The organism is Acetobacter pasteurianus, from assembly GCF_009914215.2.
Taxonomy (GTDB): domain Bacteria; phylum Pseudomonadota; class Alphaproteobacteria; order Acetobacterales; family Acetobacteraceae; genus Acetobacter; species Acetobacter pasteurianus.
The window spans coordinates 460,294-486,070 of record NZ_CP039846.2; the positions used below are offsets into that span (position 1 = coordinate 460,294).

Below are 25,777 nucleotides of genomic sequence, written 5' to 3' on the forward strand. Positions count from 1 at the left end.
ATCAAAGAGCTAGACCGCGTGTGTGGCGGGAACAAGGGCGTGGGATGTCACGCTCTAGAGAGGCTGTGGGCCTGTTGCGCAGCCTGCGCTCCATGCTCCAGCCAGCTTTCACTTCCCATCTCAGCGAGACGTGATGCCGTGCGTGCAAACGCATCTGCGCCATCCCCATCTGTAAACAGCTGGTCGGGCTGTGCATCAGCCGAGGCAAACAGCAGATTTCCGTTGTCGTACAAGGCATCTATGAGCGTGATGAAACGCCGGGCAAGGTTGGCATCATCCTGCCCCATGCTTGGAATGTTATCGACAATGACCACCGGAAAGCGTTTGGCAAGCGCCAGATAATCATTCGGCCCACGCGGCTTGCCACACAAAGAGTTGAAATCAAACCGGCACACTGGGCCTGCCGCCTGATCGACCTCAAACACCCGGCCGCTGAACTTCAGGTCCACCGGGCCAGCCTTTTCATCCCCTGCATAGCGGGCAAAAATTCTGTCCAGCCTGCTTTTGGCCTGAGAATCCGCAGGTACAAGCCATGTTTCACGGTCCTGCTCACGCCCTCGGCGGTAATCACGCGGCGAATCCAGCTCAATCGTATCCAGTTCACGCTGGATAACGGCAATAAACGGTTTAAACGCATCTGCGCCGGGGCGGTTCTGGAACAGTTGCGAAGGTTCTGTGTTGGAGGTGGCCACAATCACCACCCCATTTGCAAACAGGGCCTCAAACAGCCGGCCCAGAATCATGGCATCGGCAATGTCGTTCACCTGAAACTCATCAAAGCACAAAAGCTGTGCCTTGCTGGCAATGGTTTTAGCCAGCGGCGGAATGGGGTCTGCCATATTGGGGTTGGCGGCTTTAAGATCATGCAGATCACGGTGCACATCCTGCATGAAGCGCAAAAAGTGGATGCGCTCCTTTTTCTGCACGGGCGCGCAGGCGTAGAACAGATCCATCACCATGGTTTTGCCGCGCCCCACACGGCCCACAATATACAGCCCACGCGGGCGCACCGGGCGGGTGGCAGATGTATCTGCCTGCGGGCGCAACCTGCGGGCCAGCCCGGCCAGCAAGCCTTTGGCCTTGCCTTCCATCCCCTGCGCGGGTGATGGCGCAGCCAAAGCTGGCATGCTTGCCAGTTCCTGCCACAAGGTGTTCAGCCGCGTTATTACACGCAGCTGGTCTGGATCACTCTTGAGTTCCCCCGCTGCAATACGCTGCTGGTAAACTGCCAATGGCCCCAGCCGTGTTGCGGCTGATGCCCCGTTCATGTCTGTCTGTGTCATAATCCTGCCCGATAACGGCTCCACCGCACATTCCGCAAGCGTACAAGCCTCTCCTAACCGTGTCGTGACAAAAAGCGCCACATCTGATGCAGTTGTGATCGGTTTAGACCACATAATTCAGAGAGGCGATCATGACAGACTGGAATGCTTACCGTGCAAACATGGCACAGAATGTCAAAACGCTGGCGTCCCTAACACCCAATACTCTTAAAGGGCTGCAAACGCTGGAAACACCCCTGCCAGAAAAAAAGCATCTGGATGACAAAACGCGCGAGCTGATTGCGCTGGCCGTAGCCGTGACCACCCGATGCGATGGGTGCATTGCCGTGCACTCCGCCGCTGCCAAAAAAGCCGGTGCCAGCAAGGAGGAAATTGCCGAAGCCCTTGGCGTGGCCGTGGCGCTAAATGCCGGGGCAGCACTTGTATATTCCAGCCGCGTGATGGAAGCGTTTGAAGATACGCCGGAATAAAGCCCCTTATTTATTCCGAAGGGGCTAGTGGCAGAACAGGCATACCGTGGCCACCGGGTTTTAACACCCATGGGCGTTGCCCGCGCCATGCACGATCTGTTCTGACCACATTTTTGCTTTGATGCACAAACACGGCTTCCGCCCCGTTTTCCCACGCTGAAAACCGATCCAGCCTTATGGGCACATTCAGGCAGGAAGCGCGTAAGGGCGCTGTGCTGATAACCACATCCGCCCCTGTGCATATATCGGCAGACAATGGCACGCGCCCATCCGAGGCATCCTGCCTGCGCACCACCACCTCCTGCCCACGTAGCAGAGCCACACAGGTATCTGGTGTATCTTCTACCCCGCATGTCAGCGCGCCATCGGGCGCTTCTCCCTCCGGCGGAAACACCTCTACGGGTTGGGCAAAATATTGGCCCCATGCCTGCATAATAGGCCGCTGTGCACGAGATTGGCCGATGACATAAACCTTACCGGAATCCCGCACCCCTACCAGCCCGCCATCTGGGCTAATCACCACATCTGGTTGCACCAGTAACCACGGGCTTGCCATGCCCAACACCAAACCAGCGCACCCTACCCAGCGCCAATGCTGCCGCCATAAACATATCCAGCTCAAGCCCAGCATAACGGCCAGCAGCCCCCACCCCGGCATGTGTGGCACAACCACGCGCGCGGCAGGCCAGTGCGCCACTATGTGCGCCAACCATATAACGGGGCGGATACCTGCACCCATCAACCATAAAAACGGGACATCCATATGCAAGGGCATGAAGCCCACGGCCAGCAAGCCTAATGGCATAATCCAGACAGCCATCAGCGGTACGGCCACCATGTTGGCCACCACAAAAAACGGCTGGATAACGCCAAAATGCGCCATAGCCACCGGCAAGGTGGCACAGCCTGCCAGCACACTGGTTAATGCCAAAACAGCACCATGCCATGCCAGCCAGTGCCCAAACCCCGTTGTGCTGGCGCGCCAGCGCGTAAGTTTTGGCTGCAATACCTCATACCCGGCCACCAGCGCCATAACCGCCGCCATGGACATCTGAAACGCAACACCCATCACCACCTGCGGCATACACAGCACCAGCACGCAGGCCGCCACCGCCAAGCTACGCATGGAAACAACGCGCCGCCCTGCGGCAATGCCCAGCACTGCCACTGCGGCCATGAACAGGCTGCGTTGGGCGGGCAGATGCGCCCCCGTAAGCAGTACATAAACCAGCCCTACACTCCACGCGCATAAAGCGGCCAAGGCCTTACAGGGCCAACGCAAGGCTGTGTATTCCGTGGCAGCCAAAAGCAGGCGGCTTGCTGCCATAACAAGGCCCATCACAATGCCCAGATGCAGCCCTGCAACGGCCAAAAGATGTGCCAAGCCAGAGGCTGCAAAATCTTCCCGCACCTGTTTTTCTACAGTTTCAGAAGCTCCCACCAGCACAGTGGCCGCCACACCACCCTCCGGGCCGGGGAGAATAGTATGGATACGGGTGTTGATGCGTTCGCGCAGGTTTTCAAACCACAGTTGCAGTTTATGCCCGTGCCCCGTTTGCCCCATTGCAACAAGCTGCACATGCCCCAAGGCCCGGCCACTCCCCGCCTGATTGGCAAACCATGCATCAAACTGCCTGTCTCGCGCGCCGGGAAGTGCTGGAAATGGAGGTGGCTGCAAAAGAGCCTTTACATTCAGATGGTCGCCCGCCTGCAACGAAACAGAATCATTGGGTTGGAGATATATAGAAAGCACGCGCCTTAAGGGCGGCATGCCCTCATCCAGCACGTTGTGAAAAACGGCCTGCGCCAGATCTACTCTGCGCTCAAACGGTACATCAGTGCCATCTGCTAGTGGTAATAGGGCTATGGTCTCCACTGTGCCCGATATTTCTGTGGCAAAACGGGGCAAATCGGGCATGGGCGTATGCCTGTGCGTGCCACCCCAAGCTGCGGCAAACCCAAGGGCCACAGTTATGCACCCGCCCCAGAGCAGACGCCCCCAAAGCGAATAACGCATACGCCACGCCGCAATGCTGGCCAGCACAGCCATACCGCACGGCAGCACAAACCCTTCCAGCAGGCTGGGTTCTGTACGCAACAGGCCAAAATACAGCACCGCACCCAGCGCCAAGCCCACCGGTGCCCACAGCACCAGCCGCCTTTGTTCCTGAACAAGCAAAGAATGCAGGTGTAACATCAGGCGTGGCATATGGCTCCTTGCGCTTGCGCATGGTATGGAACCACCCCATGACCACCATCCGTACACGCTTCGCTCCGAGTCCTACAGGCCTGCTGCATATTGGCAACGCCCGCGCAGCCCTGTTCAATTTCCTCTTTGCCCGTCATCACGGCGGCGAGTTCCTCCTGCGTATTGAGGATACCGACCGTGAGCGTTCCACCCAACAGGCTGTAGACGTTATTTTTGACGGTCTGGCCTGGATGGGGATTGAACCGGATGAAGAACCCGTTTTCCAGTCCTCGCGTGAGGATCGGCACCGGGAAGTCGCCCTTGAGCTGCTGGAAAAGGGCCTGGCCTATAAATGCTACTGCACGCCTGAAGAGCTGCACCAGATGCGTGAGGACGCCAAGGCCAAGGGCCTGCCCCCGCGCTATAACGGCATGTGGCGGGACCGTGACCCATCCGAAGCCCCGGCTGGCGCACCTTTTGCCGTGCGTATTAAAGCCCCGCGTGAAGGGGAAGCCACCATCAATGACCTCGTGCAGGGTGAAGTGCGCGTTGCCAATGCCGAACTGGATGACATGATCATCCTGCGGTCTGATGGCACCCCCACCTATCAGCACGCCGTTGTGGTGGATGACCACGATATGGCCATTACCCACGTGATCCGTGGTGATGACCACCTGACCAACACCTTCCGCCAAGCCATGATCTACCGCGCCATGGGGTGGGAACTTCCGCGCTTTGGGCATCTGCCGCTCATTCACGGGCCGGATGGCGCAAAGCTTTCCAAACGCCACGGCGCGCAGTCTGTGGTTGAGTTCCGTGAAATGGGTTACCTGCCCGAAGCCCTGTGCAACTATCTGCTGCGTCTGGGGTGGGGCCACGGGGATGCAGAAATCCTCTCGCGTGAAGAGCAGATCAAGCTGTTTGATATTGATGGCGTTGGCCGCTCTCCTTCCCGCATGGATTACGCCAAGCTGCTGCACATCAACGCCGTATGGCTGCGGCAGGCGGATGATGAACGCCTGACCAACGATGTGATGGAACGATTCAAGAAAATGGACGGCGTAAGTGTGGATGAAACCACCCGCGCCCGCGTGGCCGCCCTGATGCCGGGGCTGAAGGAACGCGCACGCACGCTGGTTGAGCTGGCAGAAAGTGCGGCTTTCCTTGGCCGTCAGGTACCGCTGATGTTCAATGACAAAGCGCAAAAGCTGCTGACGCCAGAAGCCCGTACCATGCTGGGTGAACTGGCGCGTGATCTGGCCGCCGTGCCGGACTTTACGCCAGAAGCCATTGATACCACCCTGCGCAACTTTGCTGAAAAGCATGAGTTGAAGCTGGGCAAGGTGGCCCAGCCTGTGCGCGCTGCCGTAACAGGCTCCAACACCTCCCCCGGCATTGATGCCACCCTGCAAGCACTGGGCAAGGATGAAACCCTCGCCCGTTTGGGAGCCGTTCTGCATGGCTAGCTTTCCCGGCCGCCACACCCGGCATCTGCTCGGGCTGGAAGGCATGACGCCCGACCAGATCGAGCCTTTGCTGGATCTGGCCGAAAGCTATGCCCTGCTTAACCGCTCCCGCAAGGTGCCGCGCGATGTGCTGCGGGGGCGCACCCTTATCAACCTGTTCTTTGAGGACAGCACGCGCACCCGCACATCTTTCGAGCTGGCGGGTAAGCGTTTGGGGGCGGACGTTATCAATATGTCCGTTGCCCAATCCTCGGTGAACAAGGGTGAAACCCTGCTGGATACGGCCGCAACGCTTAACGCCATGCGGACAGACCTGCTGGTGGTGCGTCATTCCCAATCCGGCGCACCGGCCCTGCTGGCGCAAAAGGTGGAAGCCAGCGTGGTCAACGCTGGTGACGGCATGCACGAGCACCCCACACAGGCCCTGCTGGATGCGCTGACCATTCGCCGCCACTTAGGCACATTAGGTGGGCTGAAAGTGGCCATTTGTGGGGATGTTTCGCATTCCCGCGTGGCGCGCTCCAACATCTTCCTGCTGACAGGCATGGGCAGCACGGTGCGGCTTGTTGGCCCGCCAACACTGGTGCCCGGTGCCATGAAGCAACGCGGGGTGGAAATCTTCCACAACATGGAAGAAGGCTTACAGGATGTGGACGTGGTGATGATGCTGCGTTTGCAGCGTGAGCGCATGTCCTCCGGCCTTATCCCCAGCGCGCGTGAATATTTCCGCTTTTTTGGGCTGGATCAGCGCCGGTTGCAGTTAGCCCGCAAGAATGCGCTGGTTATGCACCCCGGCCCCATGAACCGTGGGGTAGAAATAGACAGTCTTGTCGCTGATTCTAGCCAGAGCGTCATTCAGGAACAGGTTGAAATGGGCGTTGCCGTACGCATGGCCGTTCTGGACCGCCTTACCCGCAGCAGGCCCGCCGCATGAATACCCTTTTATTTGAAAACGTCCGCCTGATAGACCCCGCATCCGGGCTGGACCAACCCGGCCGCCTGCTGGTGCGCGATGGCGTTATTGCAGGCACAGATAAAGCCGGAGCCGAAGGCACGCCAGAAAACGCCACCGTTATTGATGGCAAAAATGCCGTACTGTGCCCCGGCCTTGTGGACATGCGCGTAGAAATTGGTGAACCGGGATACGAATACCGTGAAACCGTTTCCTCCGCCGCGCGGGCCGCTTCTGCCGGGGGCATTACCACCCTTGCCGTGCTGCCCACCTGCAAACCGGCCATAGATAACCCGGCCCTTGTGCGCATGCTGCGCACCCGTGGGGAAGAAACCGGGGCCATTACCATTCTGCCCTATGGTGCCCTTACCAAAGGGTGTGAAGGGAAGGAACTGGCAGAAATTGGCCTGCTGCACGAAGCCGGTGCCGTAGCCTTTACAGATGGCGCACGTGCGCTAGACCCCGCACGCCTGATGCGGCTGGCCCTTTCCTACGCCAGTGGCTTTGGGGCCATGATTGTGCAGCACCCGGAAGAACCCTCGCTGGCGGGGTCTGGCTGCGCCACGGCGGGAGCTTTGGCCACGCGGCTAGGTCTACCCGGCATTCCGGCAGCGGCAGAAGCTATCATGATTGCACGGGATATTCGTCTGGCTGAACTTACGGGCGGACGTCTGCATTTCGCCCATGTTTCCACCGGTGAAGGCGTGGCCCTTATCCGCCAAGCCAAGGAACGCGGGCTGAACGTAACGTGTGATACCGCTCCGCCGTATTTTGACCTGAACGAAAACACGATTGGCGATTTCCGCACCTACGCCAAATTCTCTCCCCCATTGCGGAGCGAGGATGATCGGCTGGCCATTTGCGCCGCGCTGGCAGATGGCACGATAGACGCCATTGGCTCGGACCATCTCCCGCGTGATGCAGATGACAAGCGCCTGCCCTTTGCGCAGGCGGCAACCGGTGGCACAGGCTTGGTAACACTTCTGGGTGTTACGCTGGCACGCGTACATGATGGTACGCTCACGCTGCCTCAGGCACTTTCCCTGCTAACCCATCGCCCTGCACAGTTGCTTGGCGCAGAATGCGGCACGCTGGCTGTAGGCGCTGCGGCGGATCTGTGCCTGTTCGACCCCGAACAAAGCTGGCTGGTAGAAGCAGGCAAACTGCCGGGCCGTGCACAAAACACACCTTTTGATGGCCGCCCGCTGGAAGGCCGCGTGCTGGGCACATGGAAAGCTGGCCGCCGGGTGTATGAGGCAGGGCAGGCATAATGGAAGCTCTGCCTCCCTATGCCTTAAAGCTTGTGGCTGCCATGGCGTTCATGGGGTACACGCTGGGCAGCGTGCCTTTTGGCCTGCTCCTTACCAATCTGGCTGGTGCGGGAGATTTGCGCAAAATTGGTTCCGGCAATATCGGGGCTACCAATGTATTGCGCACGGGCCGTAAGGATCTGGCCGCCGCAACGCTGCTGCTAGATGCTGCCAAGGGCTTTTTGGCGGTTGCCATTGCCTGGATTATGACCCCGCCTGATTTTTCAGACCGCACCGTAACTGTGGCCGCTCTGGCCGCTGTGGTGGGGCATTGCTACCCGATATTTCTGGGGTTTAGGGGCGGTAAAGGTGTTGCAACCGGTCTGGGTGCCATGCTGGCTCTTTCTCCTCTTACTGGGCTAGCTGGCTGCGCCACGTGGCTGGGTGTGGCCAAGCTCACGCGTATTTCCTCTGCTGGGGCTTTGGCGGCCTTTATCATTATGCCGGTGGTATTGCTGGCACTTTATGGCTTTTCCTTTCAGGCTTCTCCCAAGCCTTTGGCTGCGGTGCTTATCAGCGTGTTGGTAATTGCGCGGCATCATGAAAACATTGTCCGCATTTTCAGCGGGAAAGAGCCGCGGATTGGCGAAAAAAAGCCGTGATCCGCAATTTGGCTGCCTGATTACCTAAGCATGACATCCCTGCCCGCCTGCCTTCGTCTGGCACGTACCGAACAGGTTGGCCCACGCACATGGCGGAAACTGGTAGATAAATACGGCTCTGCCGCAGAAGCGCTGGAAGCCCTGCCCTATCTGCCAGTGCGCGGGCGCAACCAGCCAGTTATACCGCCCATGGATGTGGTGATGCGGGAAATAGACGCCACCTTGCAAATGGGCGGCTGTTTTCTCACACTTTTTGATGCAGATTACCCTGCTCTTTTACGCCAGATTCCAGATGCGCCACCCGTGCTGAGTGTTCTGGGCGATGTTTCATGCCTCAGCCGTGCGGGGGTTAGCATTGTGGGGGCACGTAATGCCTCGGCACAGGGCATGCGGCTGGCAGAAAGCCTTGCGACAGAACTGGTGGAAGCCGGGCTAACTGTTATTTCTGGCTTGGCGCGCGGTATTGATAAAGCTGCCCATAAAGGTGCGCTGCATCGCCAAGGCTGCACCATTGCCGCCATTGCTGGCGGGCTGGATTGCCCCTACCCGCCAGAAAATGCCAGCCTGCAGGCAGAAATTGCCCAAAAAGGTGCAGTGGTTACCGAAGCCCCATTGGGCACGGCCCCCTTGGCACGCCACTTCCCTCGCCGCAACCGGCTTATTGCTGGCTTGGGCCTTGGGTGTGTGGTGGTGGAAGCCGCACCCCATTCCGGCACACTTATTACTGCACGCATGGTGGTGGATTACGGGCGGGAATTATTTGCCGTTCCCGGATCACCGCTAGACCCGCGTTGCCGGGGCAGTAACAATCTTTTGCGTAACGGCGCTATTCTTACAGAAAGTGTGGCAGATATTTTGCCGCATTTGCCGCCAGTCATTCCGCAATCTGCTGGCTCTACAGTGTCCCTCCCCGGCGTTTCTGCTCCACGCCAGAAAAAATCTGTATCCCCTGCTCAAACCGGTCTGCCTTTTGTTTCAGACCCTCCTGAGCCCGCATTTTTTGCTTCTCCCCAAAATGTGGATGAAAAAGAGCCAATTGCTCTAAAACCGCATTTTTCAGCGGCTTCCACCGCGCAAGATGTGCGTGAAAACCTGCTTTCGCTCCTCTCCTTTACGCCTATAGCGGTTGACGATCTGATTAGGCGCTGCCAGTTCTCGGCTTCTGCCGTGCTTGTCGCGCTCACGGAACTTGAGCTTTCGGGCTGCGTCTCCACTTATTCTGGAGGCATGGTCGGTCTGGCGGATAATCAGGCAGAAACGGCAGGGTAAGTGCTGCTTGCAGGCAGGTCGGAGAGAGTATGACTGACGTTGTTGTGGTCGAATCGCCCGCAAAGGCAAAAACGATCAACAAATATCTGGGTGATGGCTACACGGTGCTGGCCTCCTTCGGGCATGTGCGCGATCTGCCACCCAAGGATGGCTCCGTGCTGCCGGATGAAGACTTTGCCATGAAGTGGCAGTCTGATGAGCGGGGCATGAAGCAGGTTGCCGCCATTGCCAAAGCGCTTAAGGGTGCCCACCGACTGTACCTGGCCACTGACCCGGACCGTGAGGGTGAAGCCATTTCGTGGCATGTGCGCGCCATGCTGGAAGAACGCAAAGCCCTGAAAGGGGTGGATGTTCAGCGCGTTACGTTTAACGAAATTACCAAATCCGCCATCCGCTACGCTATGGAGCACCCGCGGGATCTGGATTTCCCGCTGATTGAGGCCTATCTGGCCCGCCGGGCGCTGGATTATCTGGTGGGCTTTACGCTTTCCCCCGTGTTGTGGCGCAAACTGCCGGGGTCTCGCAGTGCGGGGCGTGTGCAATCTGTGGCGCTGCGCCTGATTTGTGAGCGCGAAGCCGAGATTGAGGTTTTTAAACCGCGGGAATACTGGAGCGTTATTGCATCGCTGCTCACCCCCGCAGGTGCTGCCTTTACTGCACGGCTGACTCATCTGAACGGCAAAAAGCTGGATCAGTTTGATCTGCACAATGCGGAACTGGCCGAGGCCGCCAAAAAGGCGGTGGAAGCTGAAAACCTTGCTGTAAAATCTATCGAACGCCGCAAGGTTCGCCGTAATCCGCAGCCACCGTTCACCACCTCCACCTTGCAGCAGGAAGCCTCCCGCAAGTTGGGCATGAGCGCGCAAACCACCATGCGCACCGCCCAGCAGCTTTATGAAGGGATGGATCTGGGCGGTGAAACCGTAGGTTTGATCACCTATATGCGTACCGATGGCGTGACGATGGCGCAGGAAGCCATCAACGCCATTCGCCAGCATATCGGCCAGAAAATTGGCACGGAATACGTGCCTGCCAAGCCGCGCATCTATACCTCCAAGGTCAAGAACGCGCAGGAAGCGCATGAGGCCGTGCGCCCCACCGATGTGTCCCGCACGCCCGAATCCGTCGCCCGGTTCCTAAACAATGACCAGCGCCGGTTGTACGAACTGGTATGGAAGCGTGCTGTTGCCAGCCAGATGGAATCCGCATCGCTGGATCAGGTAGCGGTAGATATTGCAGGCCCCTCCGGCCAGACCGTACTGCGTGCCAATGGCTCCATCATCACGTTTGAGGGCTTTCTCAAGCTCTACCGTGAAGGGCGCGATGATACGGAAAAAGCAGCGGATGATGATGCCCGTATGCTGCCAAGCATGCAGAAAAAAGATCCGCTCAAGCGCGAAAAGGTGGATGCCGAACAGCACTTCACCCAGCCGCCGCCGCGTTATTCCGAAGCATCGCTGGTGAAAAAAATGGAAGAGCTGGGCATTGGTCGCCCCTCTACCTACGCTTCCATTCTAACCGTGTTGCAGGACCGCAGCTATGTGCGGCTAGAAAACCGCCGCTTTATTCCCGAAGCACGCGGGCGGCTGGTCACGGCCTTCCTTGTCTCGTTCTTTGAGCGGTATGTGGATACGGGCTTTACCGCCAGCCTTGAAGAACTGCTGGATGATATTTCCGGTGGCCGTGCGCAGTGGAAGCAGGTTCTAGCCGCGTTCTGGAACGATTTTTCCAAGGCCGTATCCGGCACCAAGGAACTCACCATTACCGATGTGCTCAATGCACTCGATAAGGACCTGGGACCGTTCTTCTTCCCCGAACGGGCAGATGGATCAGACCCTCGGGTTTGCCCCTCCTGCGGTACAGGCCGCCTTGGGCTGAAGCTGGGCCGTTATGGCGCATTTATTGGCTGCTCCAACTACCCGGAATGCCAGTATACCCGCCGCTTAACGTCTGACAGCGCGGAAGAAGGTGATGATGCCGCCCTTAAAGACGGCATGCGCCTTTTGGGCCAGAACCCGGAAACGGGTGAGGATATTACCGTGCGCCAAGGCCCGTGGGGCCTATATGTGCAGCAGGGTGAACCCAACCCGGAAGACAAAAAAGCCAAACCCAAACGCGCCTCCCTGCCCAAAAATATCAATGGGGAAAGCATTACGCTGGATCAGGCCCTTGGCCTGCTCTCCCTGCCACGCCTTGTTGGTATTCACCCAGAAACGGGTGAGCCCATTCAGGCCGGGCTTGGGCGCTTTGGTCCGTTTGTAAAAATGGGTGCGGTGTATGGTTCGCTGGACAAGGACGATGATGTTCTGACCATCGGCCTCAACCGTGCTGTGGATGCGTTGGCTAAAAAGCTGGCTTCCATCCGCAATCTGGGCGTGCACCCCAAGGATGGTGAACCGGTTATGGTGCGCAAGGGCCGCTTTGGCCCGTATGTGCAGCATGGCCAGATGGTGGCCACCCTGCCGCGCGGTACGGATATGGATGCCGTAACGCTGGATGAGGCCGTGGCTTTGCTGGCAGATAAGGGCAAACCCCTAAAAGCCAAGGCTGGCGCCAAAAAGAAAGCCACCACCACCAAAACGGCGGCCAAAAAGAAAACCGCAACCAAAAGCACAGCCAAGGCTGATGCAGAGGGTGCGGAAAAAGCGGCTCCCAAGAAAAAGGCGCCCGCTAAAAAGAAGGCCGCCACCACAACGCGCAAGAAAAAAGCCGAGACCGAGTAATCTGTCATGTCGGCAAGCCCGTACGCTTCTGCCCTGCCATCTGTGCAGGAGCTACGGGCTTTTCTTGAAAGCCGCGCCGGAGCCTCCACCGGGCTCACGGACATTCTGCGCAACTTCCTGCTTCCCATGCGGCAAAAGGCCACCATACGCGCCCTGCTGCACGATATGGCTGTTGCGGGGGATTTGCTTGATCTTGCACCCGGCACGCTCAAGGCATCCATCGGCCTGCCAGATGTGGCCCGCATGCGGGTTTCCTATATTCGGGATGATGGCAACGCGGCTGGCTTTTTGGCTGATGATGCTCTCTCCCGCCCCGTTGTATTGCTGATAAAGCCGCCGGATACGCCGTATCTCTTTCCCGGCGATATCGTGCTGGTGCGCCTGCGCCCGGCAACCGGCACCCAAAAGCGCGAGGCACGTGGCCTGCGGCTGCTGACCCGGCTTGATAACAACCTGCCCGTTACCCCCGCACGCACGCCAGAACATCTACTGCTGCCATGTGATGCCCGGCTGAACCTGCCGCTTACACCAGAAGAAAACGCCAGTTCTCTCCCGCTCACATCAAGGCAGATTGGGCTTGCAACGCCTCATGCTCTGCCCAATGGCACTTATGCTGGACGTGTACATAGCGTTTTGGGGTACGCTGATGATGCAGGCATGCCCTCACGCCTCAGCCTGCTGATCCATCATTCACCCACCGCATTTTCAGAACAGGCCGAGGCCGAAGCCCGGCAGATCGCACAGCAAAGTGCTGCCTTACAGGGCGCACCAGCACCTGCTGGGCGCACAGATTTACGCCACCTGCCACTCATCACTATTGATGATGCCTCAGCGCATGATTTTGATGATGCGCTCTGGGCCGAGCAAACAGCCGATGGCTTTCATCTTATCGTAGCCATTGCCGATGTGGCGCATTGGGTAAAGCCCGGCTCCGCGCTGGATGAGGAAGCGCGAGAACGGGGTAATTCCATTTATTTGCCAGACAAAGTGGTGCCCATGCTGCCTCTGTCCCTTTCTGCGCAGGCGTGTTCACTGCTGCCGGGGCAGGATCGGCTCTGCCTATTTGCTGATATGCACATCACCCCACAAGGGCATGTGGTTTCTGCCCAAATCAGCCGCGGGATCATGCAAAGCGCGGCCCGGCTGACATATGAGGCCGTGCAGCACGTATTTGATGCTACACCCCACCAAACCTCCTTGCCGCCCGAACATCCTGCGGCCCTGTTGCCGCCTGCCCTGCTTCCTACACTGCGCAAGGTGGGGGCTATTATTCGGCAGGCCGCCACACAGCGCGGTGTGATGGAACGGGAAGAAACGGGTTGGAACGTACAGTTTGATGCCAACGGGCAACCCTGTGCCTTTGTGCCGCGTAACACTCAGGAAGCACATTATATGGTGGCGGCGTGCATGATTCTGGCTAATCAGATCGCGGCGGAAAAATTGCAAGCGCAGGCATTGCCAGCACTATTCCGCACCCATGCGCAGCCCAGCCCAGATAGCCCACGCCCCATGGCGCGCTATAGCACCCGTGCAGCGCCCCATTATGGCCTGCGGCTGGGCAACTACACACATTTTACCAGCCCCATCCGCCGGTATGCAGACCTGCTGGCACACCGCGCCCTAACCCAAGCAAACGACTCCTCTATGCAGGCCGAGACATCTGCCCACACACCAGATGTGGCTTTGGCATCACAGCTAAACTTTACAGAACGCCGGGCAGCTACCATCATGCAGGATAGTCTGAACCGGCTGGCTGCCATCTTTCTTGCCCCGTTTGTTGGCCAGAGAATGTCTGCCCATGTCATGACAGCAACACGGCATGGCTTGCGGGTGAGATTGACGAAAACCGGAACTCCGTCTTTCCTTGCATGGTCAGCTTTTCCGGATCGCACAGGGATGAATGACGACTCGCAGCACACCCATGCCTCGGCACATCACCCCCACGTGCAAAGTGGGGCTGTGCTTTCAGTTACCTTGGCGGGCACCTGCCCGGCACGAGGTACGCTGATGCTGACTGATGCCGTATATGAGCACTGATACCGCCATCTGGTTTGTGCGTGGTCTGCCGCGTGCCTTGCCGGGCATGGTGCTGGCTGTGTTGCTTTTTTGCCAGCCTGCGCCCCTGCACGCCCAAAGCAAAGCCGATACACCGCCACCAGAAAGTGCTCCGGGTTCTGCCTCCACAACACAGGCAGCGGCATCTGCATCACCTGCGGCTGAGCAACAGCCTGCTTCCGCTGCTGTGCCAGACAAGGCCCCCGTGCCGGATATGCTGATGGTTAAATCCGTTATCAGCACCGCGCTCCAGTTTTTGCAGCCGCGCACGCTGGAAGCTCACAGCTATCGGGATTTTACGCTTTGGGGGCTAGCAAGCCTTTCAGCGCTTGATCCTTCCCTGTCCTTCGATTCCCGCGGCGCCAATATCCAGCTTCTTTCTGGACAGACCAGTCTGCTCTCCCGCCCGGCCCCTACTGATGGCTCAGCGGATGATTGGGCACAAATTGCCGTGGATTTTCTGGATACTGCACGCGCGCATTCCCTTGCCGTGCGCACAACCAGCCGTGAAGAACTGGTGCAGGCCTTTTTTGATGAGCTGTTTAACCACCTAGACCCCTACTCCCGCTACATCGGCCCCAGTTCCGCCACCTCGGATCGAGCTGCTCGTGTGGGGGGGGAAGCAGATATTGGTGTCAGCCTTGGGCAGAGTGGCCGCTACCTTGTTATCTCCGCCATAAATGCCAACGGCCCGGCATGGACAGCCGCCGTAGATACGGGTGACCGGCTGCTTTCCGTCAACAACCGTTTAACGGCAGGCAAAACGCCAGAAATGGTTATGGACTGGTTGCGGGGGGAAGAAGATACCCCTGTGGTACTGCGCCTGCTCACACCCCGCCAGCGCCGTGCGCGCACTGTAACCCTCCGCCGCGCCAAAACACCGCCTGAAACCGTATTTGCTTTTGCCAGTGGTTCCATTGTGGTGCTGCGCGTGACAGCCTTTTCCGCCGACACTGCGGAGGAAATGAGCCAATATCTGGATCAGGCCGTGCAGGATACGCACCTAAAAGGTCTGATTATAGATTTGCGCGGCAACCGTGGCGGCGTGCTGCAACAGGCCGTAACCGCTGCCGCCCTGCTGCTTGATAGAGGTGTGGCAGCCGTTACCAGCGGGCGGGATTCTCAGGCCAACCATATCTGGGCCGTGCAGGGTGGAGATATGACAAACGGCCTGCCCATTGCCATTTTGGTAGATGGACGCACAGCAAGTGCGGCAGAAATTCTGGCCGCAGCCTTGGCAGACCATCGCCGCGCGGTGGTGATCGGCAGCGCCACATTGGGCAAAGGCCTGGTGCAAACCGTAGCCCAGTTGCCCGATGAAGGTGAGCTGTTTGTGACATGGAGCCGCGTGATAGCCCCATTGCGCTGGCCATTGCAGGGCTTGGGCGTGATGCCTCAGGTTTGCACCAGCCTTGGTGCCGCAGATGTAGAAAAAAATCTGCATGATCTGGCAGAAGGGCAAGTGGCCAATCAGGCTGCCATTACGGCGTCTCGCAACGCACGCTTCCCGATTCCCGTTTCACAGATCATGGCCATCCGCAAAACCTGCCCGGCCGCTCTGGGCACTGACCGGGATGTGAACGTGGCGCGCAACGTGCTGGAGAATCCGGAATGGTATAAAACGGCCATCAACGCCATTCCGGATGATGCCGTAACGGCGCCTCAGATTTCCGCAGCCCCGTAAAGCAGGATAGATGACACCCCCACCCCGCCTTAAAACCGATATCATGGCCCGCGCCATACTCCGCCAAAGTGGGCAGGATGGCAGCTCCGCCATGCTGTTGCGCAAGGGAGACCCAGACGCAGGGGGTATTCTGGTGGTGTTGGCGGCACGCAACGGTTCTGGCGTGGTTTTAAGCCAGACCCGTACACCAGAAGGTGAACCCGCATGGCTGCGTGCCACAGGTAATACGCCTGTTGATGCGGAACAGATTCAGAAGTTTATAGAACGTCAGGTTAAGTTTGACCCCGACTTATGGGTTCTGGAAATTGAATCGGACAGCTTCAGCCCTTCGTTTGAAGCAATACTGCTCTGATACAATTTCCTTAATTGTGGCTTATCGCACACGCCTGCGGCATTTATTACACATAAATCCTGTCTGTTTGTGTCAACTGGCCGTTCTACCTGTTGCACAGCGGGCAACTTTACAGCAAAGAAGGCAAGCATGTGTGCCTTCGTACTATTAGATGCGATGCCGGACGTATCGCGCGACTACTGCCATAGCAGGGAGAAGACCATGAAGCCGCGCCAGAAATTGCTTGCGCAAACGCTGCTTTCTGCGCCGCTGGCCGCGGGGCTTCTGTTGTGTGCTGCCGTAACCGCAAAAGCCCAGCCTGTGCAGGGGCTTTATATTGCGGGTGAAGGCGGTGCCACCTTTAACCAGGATCAGCGCGTACGTACGTCCGCCCAGTTTCCTGATGGGCGAGACCGCTGGCGCACGGGCGCTGCGGGTATTGGCTCCATCGGTTGGGGTTTGGGCAACGGCTTCCGTGTGGAAGTTGAAGGCGATTACCGCAGCATGGGCTACCAGCGGTTTGTGACCAACACCTTCAACAGCCGTGCAGATGGCCGCCGCCAGACCTATGGCGTTATGGCCAATGCCCTGTTTGATCTGGATGTTGGAAAACCGTGGCTGTTCCCGTATTTTGGGGCTGGTATTGGCTATGGCTGGACAGCCATGCGCACATCCATAACCGCACCGGGCAACCAGCTTGCAGAAAAAATGGGCGGCACGTTTGGCAACTTTGCCTATCAGGGCATTTTTGGCCTCGCCTTCCCCATTCCTTGGGTTGTAGGGCTTTCCGCCACAGCAGAATATCGGTTCTGGACCATGCTTGGCCCGCAGTCTCATGGCGCTACGTCATGGGGCACCATTGGCGGCACCATCAACAGCATCAACCAGACACACCCGTATCAGTTCTCCAGCGGGCACCACGATACCAAAACCGATTTCAACCACACCCTCATGCTGGGGCTGCGGTATGAATTCAATCCGGCCCCGCCGCCCCCACCGCCAGCACCTATTGTGGCAGCACCCGCCCCGGCAGCCGCCCGCAGCTATCTGGTGTTCTTTGATTGGGATAAATCCGACCTGACAGATCGGGCGCGTTCCATTGTTGGCGTAGCCGCACAGGCAGCCGCCCATGTGGCGCTCACCCGCATTACGGTTTCTGGCTATACGGATAACTCCTCCGCTCACCCGGGCCAGAAAGCGGGTGAAGAATACAACATGCGGCTTTCCCTCCGCCGTGCAGAGGTGGTGAAAGCCGAGCTGATGCGTGATGGCGTGCCGGGCACCACCATTGATATTCATGGATACGGTGAAACACATCCGCTGGTCACAACAGGCCCCAACACCAAGGAAGCCCAGAACCGGCGCGTGGAAATTATTTTCCGCTAAAAAGTTGCTTTAGCTTTACAGCTTCAAAAAAAGCCCGTTGGCCACATGGCCGAACGGGCTTTTTTGTGGCCAACAGGCCAAACCTGATGACTGAAAACCGACCTTACAGACCGGTAAACAGAGGAGTGGACAGGTAACGTTCAGCAAAGGAAGGCGCAATGGCTACAATGGTCTTGCCCTCGTATTCATCCTGCCCGGCCAGTTGCAGTGCAGCATGCAAGGATGCGCCGGAAGAAATACCTACCGGAATACCATCCAGACGCGCACAACGGCGCGCAGCCGCAATGGCCTCACGCTCTGAAACGGTGATGACACCATCCAGCAGCTTTGTATTCAGCGTGGCGGGGCAAAAACCGGGGCCAATACCCTGAATTCCGTGGGGGCCGGGTTCATCACCATTCAGAATCGCACTTTCTGCTGGTTCCACACCAAAAACCTGTAGAGTATTGCGGCGGGGCTTTAGGGCTTCTGCAATACCTGTGGCCGTGCCGCCAGTGCCAACACCAGCCACAACCACATCCACCTTGCCATCCGTATCAACCCAGATTTCTTCTGCCGTGGTGGCGGCATGCACTGCGGGGTTTGCCGGATTATCAAACTGATCTGGCATCCATGCATCTGGGGTTTCGTTTAAAATTTCGTTCGCACGGGCAATGGCCCCGGCCATACCCAAACGCGAGGGGGTGAGTTCCACCTGCGCGTCCATCAGGCGCAGCATACGGCGCCGCTCAATAGAGGCTCCCTCTGGCATGGTCACAATCAACCGGTAGCCCCGTGCGGCCGCCACAAACGCCAGAGAAATGCCCGTATTGCCGGATGTAGGTTCTACCAGCAGAGTGCGGCCCGGTGTGATCAGGCCCTTGCGTTCAGCATCCAGCACCATGGCGGTGCCAATTCTGTCTTTTACAGAACCAAGCGGGTTAAAAAACTCCAGCTTCAGCAGTACGCGGGCTTTGAGTTCATCTTCCTGTGTCAGCCGCGGCAACGCAACAAGCGGCGTGCCCCCCACCAGATTAAGGACAGACTCGTAAACCCGCCCTCTGGGTGCGGCAAAGCCGTAATCCTCTTTTTCCTGCGTTGATGCTGCCATTAGAAGCTCTCCCATGTCTGTTTTACAAATCTCAGACCCATATAATACGAATTTATAGCGTAGATAAACCATATCTGTGCTGCTATACTGAACATAAGATCTGGAAATAAAACATGATCAACCATACCCCCAACCAGGACAGGGACTGTTTTGCATGATCCTCCGTCGTGATAGAGCCATGACCGCCGTTCTTATTATGCTGGATGTTGCGTTTCACGCCGGGCGTTCCGGCACGGTAAGTGCTGCTGATATTGCAGAACGCTCCGAATTGGCGCGGCGTGGTATAGAACCATTGCTTCAGGCTCTTTCCCGTTCTGGTTTGCTGGAAAGCATTCGTGGCCCACGTGGGGGCTATCGGCTTGGCCGCCCCCGGCGCGATATTTCCTTGGTGGATATTATTGAAGCCGTGCTGAACACAGATGCCGATGCCAATGATGGCCCGCAGGGTGCGCTGTTCCAGAAAGTTCTGGCCCCATGTTGGGACAAGTTTGATCAGAAGCTGATTACGCAGATGAGCAAGACCACGCTGGATGATCTGGTCAAACAGGCAGAATCCGCGGGGCTAAAACGCCCGCTGGCCGAACCCATTACATTTTCCATTTAATTTCTATTCTGCCCCACACGCTGCCGGGTTTTGCCCGGAGCGTTACGGCATAAAAAACGGTGCTCCATTTCTGGAACACCGTTTTTTTAATTTCATCACCCAAAAGCTGGGCAGTGGGGCAGATTAGCGCTTACGCGTAACAGCCTTGCGCACCACTGCTTTCTTTTTAGGAGCTTCTGCCGCAGGTGCCGTTACAGCCGCATGCGGAATAACCACGCCCGTTGCATCCACCTGCGCCGTCACTGTCAGGCGGGTGCGCTGCTGGCCGGGGCCGGGAATAAGGATAACCGTAAACTTATCCTGCCCAGCATAGCCCAGTGTAGGGGTGTAGGTTACGTGCGTATCGCTATCCAGCGTGTACAGGAACGCCTTGCCGTGTTCTGGCGCAGGGGAAACCCCAAAGGATGCATACGGCTTGCCACCGGGCTGATCTACCAGCACTTCGCACAGCCCATCATCAGACCGCACGGTCATCGTGGTGGAAAGTGAGCCATCAGCTTCTTTCTTGATAGGCGTTGTGCTGCACACGGCAGACTTTTTAAGGTACCCAAAGGGATTGGGGGACCCGACATGAATAGGGCCGCCCGTTGTTGCACAGCCGGCAAGCATCCCACCAGTTAGCGCCAAACCGGCAATTCCTCGTAAGCGCACTCGACAGCTCCGCTTCTGTTGTATCAATTAAACTTGCAATCTCTTCTGCACGCTTCGGGGCGGAATGGAAAGAGGCCCAAACCGGGCACCTGCCCCTTACCCGCAAAGCATGATTCGCATCTGCCTTTAAAACATCCCGCTGCAGGAAGGAAGAGGCATACAGCACAGCTGGGCAGCTTGTCGCATATCAACTTACACACAACTGCGCGAAAACATCTTTTAACCGCAAATATTCTGTTAAACAGAGCCGCCTATTTTTCCAACTTTTACGCCAAAATAACATGCTGGCTTACCCGCACCCCCCAAAGCAGGCAGACGGTATGAAAAAATACCGGTTTCTTTCTTGCGTGAATGCGGTATTCCCTTCCCAGCATCTGTCGGAGGTACTATGTCCTTTTCCCGTTTCCTTGCCGCGGGGGTTCTTGCCGCGGGCGTTCTGCACAGCTCGGCTTCCTTTGCCGCCAGCGAATGTGGCCACTCCCCTGCGCATGAAGCCTTTAACGTGCAGGGCCTTAAAAGCGAACTGATGGTGACTGCGCTGTCTTGCAATGCGCAGGACCGCTACAACTCATTCGTGGCCAAATTCCGCACCACCCTCCTGCGGGAAGAAGATCGCCTTAACGGCTACTTCCGCACCACCTATGGCCGCCGTGCCCAGCAGGAGCATGATGATTACATCACGCAGCTGGCCAATGTGCAGTCTGAACGTGGCCTGCAGTCTGGCACAATTTTCTGCCAGCAGCGCCTTGCCATGTTTGATGAAGTGAACGCACTGGAAAGCGGGGAAGATCTTTCCAGCTATTCCGATGCCAAGGACGTCACGCAGCCAGCATCTTTTGAAACCTGCGCAGCGCCTTCCTCTTCCCGTTCCACAACGCACACCACTACGCGCCGCCGTACCACACGCCGCGCCTAAAAAGCCTGCTGGTAAGGGGGCTTTGGCAAGGAAGCTGTTAAAAGCTTGCCGCCCCCTCACCACTACGCTTGACGAATCAGCGCCAAAGCGGGACAGATTTCCCGCATGAGCGATCTGTTTTCCAATACCCCACCAGCCCGCAAATCCTCCACCGGCAAAACCCGCGATGCCAAGCCGGGCACGCAGGCAGACTCGGCACAGGCCTATGATGCCAGCGCCATTGAGGTTCTGGAGGGTCTGGAACCCGTACGCCGCCGCCCCGGCATGTATATTGGCGGCACGGATGAAAGTGCGCTGCACCATCTGGCAGCGGAAATTCTTGATAACGCCATGGATGAAGCCGTGGCAGGCCATGCCAACACCATTGATGTGCGGCTGGATACGGAAAACCGCCTGACCATTCGGGATAACGGACGCGGTATTCCAGTGGACCCACACCCGCGCTTTCCCGATCGTTCTGCGCTGGAAGTTATTCTCACCACCCTGCATGCGGGCGGTAAGTTTTCTGGCAAGGCCTATGCCACCTCTGGCGGCCTGCACGGGGTTGGCTCTTCTGTGGTGAATGCGCTTTCCACCCGTATGGAAGTGGAAATTGCGCGTGATCGCACCGTGTGGAAACAGGTGTATGAACGCGGCAAACCCGTAACCAAGCTGGAAAAAGTGGGCGCAGCCCCCAACCGGCGCGGCACGCAGATTAGCTTTCAGCCGGACCCGGAAATATTTGGCACGCATGTTTTTGTGCCTTCCCGCCTGTACCGGCTCTGCCGCTCCAAGGCGTTTTTGTTCCGTGGCGTTACCATCCGCTGGTCCTGCGATCCGGCGTTAATCAAAGCGGGGGATGAAACCCCGGCAGAAGCCACCCTGCACTTCCCCGGTGGGCTGGCAGACAGCCTTACGGATGAACTTGGCCCCAAAGCCCCGCTGCTCACCCCTCTGTGGGCTGGAGAGGCCCCTCTGCCGCCCGCAGCAGACGGCACAGATAACGGCAAGGTGGAATGGGCCGTAGCATTTTTAGAACACGGTCCGGCCTCTTTGGTGTCTTACTGTAACACCATCCCCACCCCGCAGGGCGGCACGCATGAAACCGGATTCCGCAACGCGCTGGTAAAAGGCCTGCGTGCTTGGGGGGACCAGCGGTCCATCAAAAAAGCCTCCGCCATTACGGCAGAAGATGTGCTGGGCATGAGTGCCGGGCGGCTTTCCGTATTTATTCGTGATCCGCAGTTTCAGGGCCAGACCAAGGAAAAACTCACCTCATCCGGTGCCAGCAAACTGGTAGAAACGGCTCTGCGTGACAGGTTTGACCACTGGCTGGCGCAAAACCCGCCACAGGCCGATACGCTGCTGGGCTTTGCCATAGAACGCGCAGAAGAACGCCTGCGCCGTAAGGAGCAGAAGGAAACACCCCGCAAAAGTGCTACCCGCCGCCTGCGCCTGCCCGGCAAGCTGACGGATTGCACCAAGGAATTTGCCCCGGATACAGAAATCTTTCTGGTAGAGGGCGACTCGGCAGGTGGTTCGGCCAAACAGGCCCGTAATCGTGAAACACAGGCCGTTTTGCCCCTGCGCGGTAAAATTCTGAACGTTGCCAGCGCCACGGCAGAAAAATTGCGCGGGAATCAGGAACTGCGTGATCTGATTGAAGCTCTGGGCTGTGGATCGGGCGATAGATTCGATCTTTCCAAACTGCGCTACGGCCGCGTGATTATCATGACCGACGCAGACGTGGACGGCGCGCACATTGCCTCGCTGCTCATGACATTCTTTTATCGTGAGCTGCCGGAGCTTATCCGTAACGGCCACCTATATCTGGCCCAGCCCCCGCTCTACCGCCTGACACAAGGTGCAAAATCGGTTTACGCCATGGATGACGCAGACCGTGACCGCAAAATGAAAACCGAGTTCAAGGCGCGTGGCAAAATTGATGTTTCCCGCTTTAAAGGGCTAGGGGAAATGCCGCCGGGGGATCTGAAAGAAACAACAATGGACCCCAAGCGCCGCACTCTGCTGCGCGTTATCACCCCGCAGGAGGACAGGCTTTCAACACGCCAGCGGGTAGAAAGCCTGATGGGCCGTAAACCAGAACTGCGCTTTGCCTTTATTCAGGAACATGCCCGCACCGTAGATGACCTGCTGGATGTTTAACCCGCTCTCCAACGTAGCAGATGGGCAACGCGGCATGGGGCTTGTGCATCTGCCTCCATATGGGTGTGCATGACAGCGGCTCCATCTTCTGCCTCTGCTGCCCTGCCCCTTCGCACACGCCTGCTGGCCCTGTCTCAACTACTGGTCAGCATGGTGTGCATTCAGTTTGGCTCTTCCATTGCCAAATCCATCTTTCCGGTATTTGGCACATCCGGGGTTGTTGGCCTGCGTGTTTGCCTAGCAGCCTTTATGCTGGTGCCGCTTTTTAGAAGCTGGAGGTTTCTGTCCGTTCCTGTTCTGCGGCTGGTCATCCCTTACGGGTTAGCCATGACAGGCATGAACCTTTGCTTCTATCTGGCGCTCCAGCACATACCTCTGGGCACTACGGTTACATTGGAATTTATTGGCCCGCTTGTTGTGGCTTTTGTGGGCTCTCGCAAGCTGTCTGATATCGGGTGGATTCTGCTTACCGTGCTGGGGTTGGCATTGGTGCTTAATCCTTCAGCCTCCACTGGAGCAGATCTTGTTGGTGTAGGTTTTGCATTGCTGGCTGCACTCTGCTGGGCGCTTTATATTCTGTTCGGGCAGCGCGTGGCTGGCAAAGTGCCGGGGGCACATGCTTGTGCACTCGGCATGGCGTGTGGTGCGTGCGTTGTGTTTTTGCCTTGCTTTGTGCCAGCCCTGATTATCGGCTTTTCTGCCCCTGCCATGTTGGGGCTGGGCGTATTGGTGGCGTTCTGTTCTTCCGCCCTGCCCTATTCTCTGGAAATGCTGGCCATGCAGAACCTGAACGCTCGCGATATCGGTATCCTGAGTAGTCTGGAACCCGTATGCGCCACAGTAGCTGGCGCGGTTATCCTGCACGAAACGCCATCTCCCCTTCAGCTCTGCGGCATTTTGTGCGTGGTGGCGGCATCGGCCGGTATTATTCTCAGCCCCGGCTCACCAAAACAAAAGGCAGCTCCAGCACGCGATGTGCCAGAACTGCCCAACTAGAAGAACCTACGCTTTTAAACCCTGTTAACGGGCTGCCACATGCAAAACGCTGTGCCCAGCAGCCGAAGCTACATTGGCCGCACTGCCGTGAATGGCCTGCATGATTACGGGGTCAAACAACCGGGTAAAGCTGCCCGGGTGCACACCCATCCACAATGTTACGATTGCCAGCGGGGCCAGCACGGCAATTTCTGCGGCGGTGAGGTCTCGCAGCAGGCTGACCGTGCCTTTTACGCCCCCAAACAACACCCGCCGATACAGTGAGAGCATGTAAACCGCACCCATAATCATGGTGCTGCCTGCCAGCAATGCCACCCAGAAGGACACATGCACAGCGCCCATAAGCACCAGCAACTCCCCAACAAAGGAGCCTGTGCCCGGCAGCCCCACATTGGCCATTGTGAACAGCATAGCCAACAAAGCCAGCACCGGCATCTGGCGCGCAACGCCACCTAGCGCATCAATCTGCTGGGTTTCAGACCGCCACGCCACCGCTGCCACGCAGAAGAACAGTGCAGCAATGACCACCCCGTGCGAGAGCATCTGGAAGATTGCGCCATCAATGCCTTCCGCTGTCAGCGTAAACAGGCCCACGGCAATCATGCCCATGTGGGAAAAGGAGGAATATGCAATCACGCGCTTCATGTCTGTTTGGGCAAAGGCCACAAAGGCCGCGTAAATAATGGCCACAACCCCAAGCGCCAGCACATAGGGTGCAAACAGCCGCACGGCATCGGGGAACATCAGAACCCCAAAACGCAGCAGCCCGTAAGCGCCGGTTTTAGAAAGCACGCCAGACAACATGGCCGAAGCTGGTGTTGGGGCTTCGGAATACGCATCGGGCAGCCAGGCATGCAGCGGAAACAGCGGCAGTTTGACACCAAAGGCCAACAAAAAGGCCAGCAGCAACCATCCCTGCAAAGGCTGGGAGAAGCCCGCGTGCATTAAGGCCGGAATATCCGTGGTGCCCGTTTGCAGCCACATGGTGATAAGCCCCACTAACATGAACAGCGAGCCACCAAACGTAAACAGAAAGAACTGAAGCGAAGCCCAAACACGCTTTGGCCCACCCCAAACGCCTATCATCAGGCTACCGGGAATAAGCGTTGCTTCGTAAAACACATAAAACAGCAGCATATCCTGCGCAGAAAACAGGCCAAACAAGGCTGTTTCCAACGCCAGCATGGCAGCCACAAACTGCCGCCCCTGTGTATGCACGCTGCGCCAGCCTGCCCCCAGCGCCAACGGAGTCAAAAACGCTGTAAGCAGAATGAACACCAGGCTGATGCCATCTACCCCCGTGTGATAGGAAATACCGTAATCCCCCATCCAGCGCAGGCGTGTCTCAAATTGCAGGCCGGGCTGAGCAGGATCAAACTCCAGCCACATCAGCACGCTAAGGCCAAGGGTAATCAGGCTGCTCCACAGCCCAACCCACCGGGCTGTACTATCCTGCTGTTCTGGCCTGCCGGGGGCAAAAAATGCCACCAGCGCCGCAACAAGAGGAAGATAGGTTATGAGCGAAAGCAGGATGGGCTGCACGGCATCACCACCATTCAGGTTATATGAAGATGCTGCAAACCTGCTCTTTTTTGCGGGCTGATGCCAGCAGGCGGCCGTTCACGTTCAGCCGATCACACTACGCAGAACAGCCAT

Annotated in this window: 20 protein-coding genes; 15 read left to right on the forward strand and 5 right to left on the reverse strand. The window is 57.7% G+C overall.

Annotated elements, in window-relative coordinates; translation table 11 throughout:
* Positions 1-47: 47 nt before the first annotated feature.
* Positions 48-1,397, reverse strand: coding sequence for a cell division protein ZapE (gene zapE, locus FCN51_RS15585; protein ID WP_012812673.1), 1,350 nt, complete (start codon positions 1,395-1,397; stop codon positions 48-50).
* A gap of 17 nt (positions 1,398-1,414) precedes the next feature.
* Here zapE and FCN51_RS15590 point away from each other — a divergent pair, with 17 nt between their 5' ends.
* Positions 1,415-1,753 carry a carboxymuconolactone decarboxylase family protein gene (locus FCN51_RS15590; protein ID WP_003628378.1) on the forward strand — a complete coding sequence of 113 codons (339 nt, stop codon included), beginning with the start codon at positions 1,415-1,417 and terminating at the stop codon, positions 1,751-1,753.
* Positions 1,754-1,763: 10 nt separating this feature from the next.
* Here the strand turns inward: FCN51_RS15590 and FCN51_RS15595 are convergent, their stop codons facing one another.
* Positions 1,764-3,962 carry a ComEC/Rec2 family competence protein gene (locus FCN51_RS15595; RefSeq protein WP_201762589.1) on the reverse strand — a complete coding sequence of 733 codons (2,199 nt, stop codon included), beginning with the start codon at positions 3,960-3,962 and terminating at the stop codon, positions 1,764-1,766.
* A 38-nt stretch (positions 3,963-4,000) separates the two neighbouring features.
* Between FCN51_RS15595 and gltX the strand changes: the two genes are divergently transcribed.
* The 10 genes from gltX (at position 4,001) to FCN51_RS15645 (ending at position 17,719) form a co-directional block, all read left to right on the forward strand.
* Complete coding sequence (gltX, locus tag FCN51_RS15600) at positions 4,001-5,407, forward strand: glutamate--tRNA ligase (RefSeq protein WP_160256305.1); 1,407 nt, start codon at positions 4,001-4,003, stop codon at positions 5,405-5,407.
* The gene (locus FCN51_RS15605; RefSeq protein ID WP_003628385.1) at positions 5,400-6,341 is read left to right on the forward strand and encodes an aspartate carbamoyltransferase catalytic subunit; all 942 of its coding nucleotides are present in this window, start codon (positions 5,400-5,402) and stop codon (positions 6,339-6,341) included. The genes gltX and FCN51_RS15605 overlap by 8 nt, the downstream gene beginning before the upstream one ends.
* Entirely contained in the window at positions 6,338-7,630 is a 1,293-nt protein-coding gene (locus FCN51_RS15610; RefSeq protein ID WP_003628387.1) for a dihydroorotase, read from the forward strand. The genes FCN51_RS15605 and FCN51_RS15610 overlap by 4 nt, the downstream gene beginning before the upstream one ends.
* Positions 7,630-8,271, forward strand: coding sequence for a glycerol-3-phosphate 1-O-acyltransferase PlsY (gene plsY, locus FCN51_RS15615; protein ID WP_124295176.1), 642 nt, complete (start codon positions 7,630-7,632; stop codon positions 8,269-8,271). Before FCN51_RS15610 ends, plsY begins: the two co-directional genes overlap by 1 nt.
* A 30-nt stretch (positions 8,272-8,301) precedes the next feature.
* Positions 8,302-9,540: a DNA-processing protein DprA gene (gene dprA / locus FCN51_RS15620; protein WP_160256306.1), complete on the forward strand. Its 1,239-nt coding sequence runs from the start codon at positions 8,302-8,304 to the stop codon at positions 9,538-9,540.
* A gap of 29 nt (positions 9,541-9,569) precedes the next feature.
* Positions 9,570-12,263 carry a type I DNA topoisomerase gene (gene topA / locus FCN51_RS15625; RefSeq protein WP_160256307.1) on the forward strand — a complete coding sequence of 898 codons (2,694 nt, stop codon included), beginning with the start codon at positions 9,570-9,572 and terminating at the stop codon, positions 12,261-12,263.
* Positions 12,264-12,269: 6 nt separating this feature from the next.
* Positions 12,270-14,300: an RNB domain-containing ribonuclease gene (locus tag FCN51_RS15630; RefSeq protein ID WP_160256308.1), complete on the forward strand. Its 2,031-nt coding sequence runs from the start codon at positions 12,270-12,272 to the stop codon at positions 14,298-14,300.
* Positions 14,301-14,346: 46 nt separating this feature from the next.
* A complete protein-coding gene (locus FCN51_RS15635; RefSeq protein ID WP_201762616.1) occupies positions 14,347-16,002 on the forward strand; it encodes a S41 family peptidase in 1,656 nt (551 codons plus the stop codon).
* Between the two features lie 10 nt (positions 16,003-16,012).
* Positions 16,013-16,354, forward strand: a complete 342-nt coding sequence (locus FCN51_RS15640; protein ID WP_003628397.1) for a DUF1491 family protein — start codon at positions 16,013-16,015, stop codon at positions 16,352-16,354.
* 129 nt (positions 16,355-16,483) lie between these two features.
* Complete coding sequence (locus FCN51_RS15645; protein WP_012812663.1) at positions 16,484-17,719, forward strand: OmpA family protein; 1,236 nt, start codon at positions 16,484-16,486, stop codon at positions 17,717-17,719.
* A 103-nt stretch (positions 17,720-17,822) separates the two neighbouring features.
* On the opposite strand, the gene cysK is transcribed toward FCN51_RS15645, so the two are convergent.
* Positions 17,823-18,824, reverse strand: coding sequence for a cysteine synthase A (gene cysK / locus FCN51_RS15650; RefSeq protein WP_201762590.1), 1,002 nt, complete (start codon positions 18,822-18,824; stop codon positions 17,823-17,825).
* 139 nt (positions 18,825-18,963) lie between these two features.
* Here cysK and FCN51_RS15655 point away from each other — a divergent pair, with 139 nt between their 5' ends.
* Entirely contained in the window at positions 18,964-19,413 is a 450-nt protein-coding gene (locus FCN51_RS15655; protein WP_012812661.1) for an RrF2 family transcriptional regulator, read from the forward strand.
* A 123-nt stretch (positions 19,414-19,536) separates the two neighbouring features.
* Here the strand turns inward: FCN51_RS15655 and FCN51_RS15660 are convergent, their stop codons facing one another.
* The gene (locus FCN51_RS15660) at positions 19,537-20,064 is read right to left on the reverse strand and encodes an Ig-like domain-containing protein (RefSeq protein ID WP_012812660.1); all 528 of its coding nucleotides are present in this window, start codon (positions 20,062-20,064) and stop codon (positions 19,537-19,539) included.
* Positions 20,065-20,452: 388 nt separating this feature from the next.
* On the opposite strand from FCN51_RS15660, the gene FCN51_RS15665 reads away from it, so the two are divergent.
* The 3 genes from FCN51_RS15665 to FCN51_RS15675 all read left to right on the forward strand — a co-directional run bounded on the left by FCN51_RS15665 (position 20,453) and on the right by FCN51_RS15675 (position 24,121).
* Positions 20,453-20,980 carry a hypothetical protein gene (locus tag FCN51_RS15665; RefSeq protein ID WP_003628405.1) on the forward strand — a complete coding sequence of 176 codons (528 nt, stop codon included), beginning with the start codon at positions 20,453-20,455 and terminating at the stop codon, positions 20,978-20,980.
* A 105-nt stretch (positions 20,981-21,085) separates the two neighbouring features.
* A complete protein-coding gene (gene parE, locus FCN51_RS15670) occupies positions 21,086-23,125 on the forward strand; it encodes a DNA topoisomerase IV subunit B (protein WP_004448940.1) in 2,040 nt (679 codons plus the stop codon).
* 69 nt (positions 23,126-23,194) lie between these two features.
* Positions 23,195-24,121, forward strand: coding sequence for an EamA family transporter (locus tag FCN51_RS15675; protein WP_160256311.1), 927 nt, complete (start codon positions 23,195-23,197; stop codon positions 24,119-24,121).
* A gap of 24 nt (positions 24,122-24,145) precedes the next feature.
* Here the strand turns inward: FCN51_RS15675 and FCN51_RS15680 are convergent, their stop codons facing one another.
* Positions 24,146-25,663, reverse strand: a complete 1,518-nt coding sequence (locus tag FCN51_RS15680; RefSeq protein WP_004448938.1) for a complex I subunit 4 family protein — start codon at positions 25,661-25,663, stop codon at positions 24,146-24,148.
* Between the last annotated feature and the right edge of the window lie 114 nt (positions 25,664-25,777).

What these genes read in the sequence shown, in the direction of transcription:
- zapE (WP_012812673.1), bottom strand. Translation starts at nt 1,397, where the DNA reads ATGTGGTCTAAACCGATCACAACTGCATCAGATGTGGCGCTTTTTGTC.
- FCN51_RS15590 (WP_003628378.1), top strand. Translation starts at nt 1,415, where the DNA reads ATGACAGACTGGAATGCTTACCGTGCAAACATGGCACAGAATGTCAAA.
- FCN51_RS15595 (WP_201762589.1), bottom strand. Translation starts at nt 3,962, where the DNA reads ATGCCACGCCTGATGTTACACCTGCATTCTTTGCTTGTTCAGGAACAA.
- gltX (WP_160256305.1), top strand. Translation starts at nt 4,001, where the DNA reads ATGACCACCATCCGTACACGCTTCGCTCCGAGTCCTACAGGCCTGCTG.
- FCN51_RS15605 (WP_003628385.1), top strand. Translation starts at nt 5,400, where the DNA reads ATGGCTAGCTTTCCCGGCCGCCACACCCGGCATCTGCTCGGGCTGGAA.
- FCN51_RS15610 (WP_003628387.1), top strand. Translation starts at nt 6,338, where the DNA reads ATGAATACCCTTTTATTTGAAAACGTCCGCCTGATAGACCCCGCATCC.
- plsY (WP_124295176.1), top strand. Translation starts at nt 7,630, where the DNA reads ATGGAAGCTCTGCCTCCCTATGCCTTAAAGCTTGTGGCTGCCATGGCG.
- dprA (WP_160256306.1), top strand. Translation starts at nt 8,302, where the DNA reads ATGACATCCCTGCCCGCCTGCCTTCGTCTGGCACGTACCGAACAGGTT.
- topA (WP_160256307.1), top strand. Translation starts at nt 9,570, where the DNA reads ATGACTGACGTTGTTGTGGTCGAATCGCCCGCAAAGGCAAAAACGATC.
- FCN51_RS15630 (WP_160256308.1), top strand. Translation starts at nt 12,270, where the DNA reads ATGTCGGCAAGCCCGTACGCTTCTGCCCTGCCATCTGTGCAGGAGCTA.
- FCN51_RS15635 (WP_201762616.1), top strand. Translation starts at nt 14,347, where the DNA reads ATGGTGCTGGCTGTGTTGCTTTTTTGCCAGCCTGCGCCCCTGCACGCC.
- FCN51_RS15640 (WP_003628397.1), top strand. Translation starts at nt 16,013, where the DNA reads ATGACACCCCCACCCCGCCTTAAAACCGATATCATGGCCCGCGCCATA.
- FCN51_RS15645 (WP_012812663.1), top strand. Translation starts at nt 16,484, where the DNA reads ATGTGTGCCTTCGTACTATTAGATGCGATGCCGGACGTATCGCGCGAC.
- cysK (WP_201762590.1), bottom strand. Translation starts at nt 18,824, where the DNA reads ATGGGAGAGCTTCTAATGGCAGCATCAACGCAGGAAAAAGAGGATTAC.
- FCN51_RS15655 (WP_012812661.1), top strand. Translation starts at nt 18,964, where the DNA reads ATGATCCTCCGTCGTGATAGAGCCATGACCGCCGTTCTTATTATGCTG.
- FCN51_RS15665 (WP_003628405.1), top strand. Translation starts at nt 20,453, where the DNA reads ATGTCCTTTTCCCGTTTCCTTGCCGCGGGGGTTCTTGCCGCGGGCGTT.
- parE (WP_004448940.1), top strand. Translation starts at nt 21,086, where the DNA reads ATGAGCGATCTGTTTTCCAATACCCCACCAGCCCGCAAATCCTCCACC.
- FCN51_RS15675 (WP_160256311.1), top strand. Translation starts at nt 23,195, where the DNA reads ATGACAGCGGCTCCATCTTCTGCCTCTGCTGCCCTGCCCCTTCGCACA.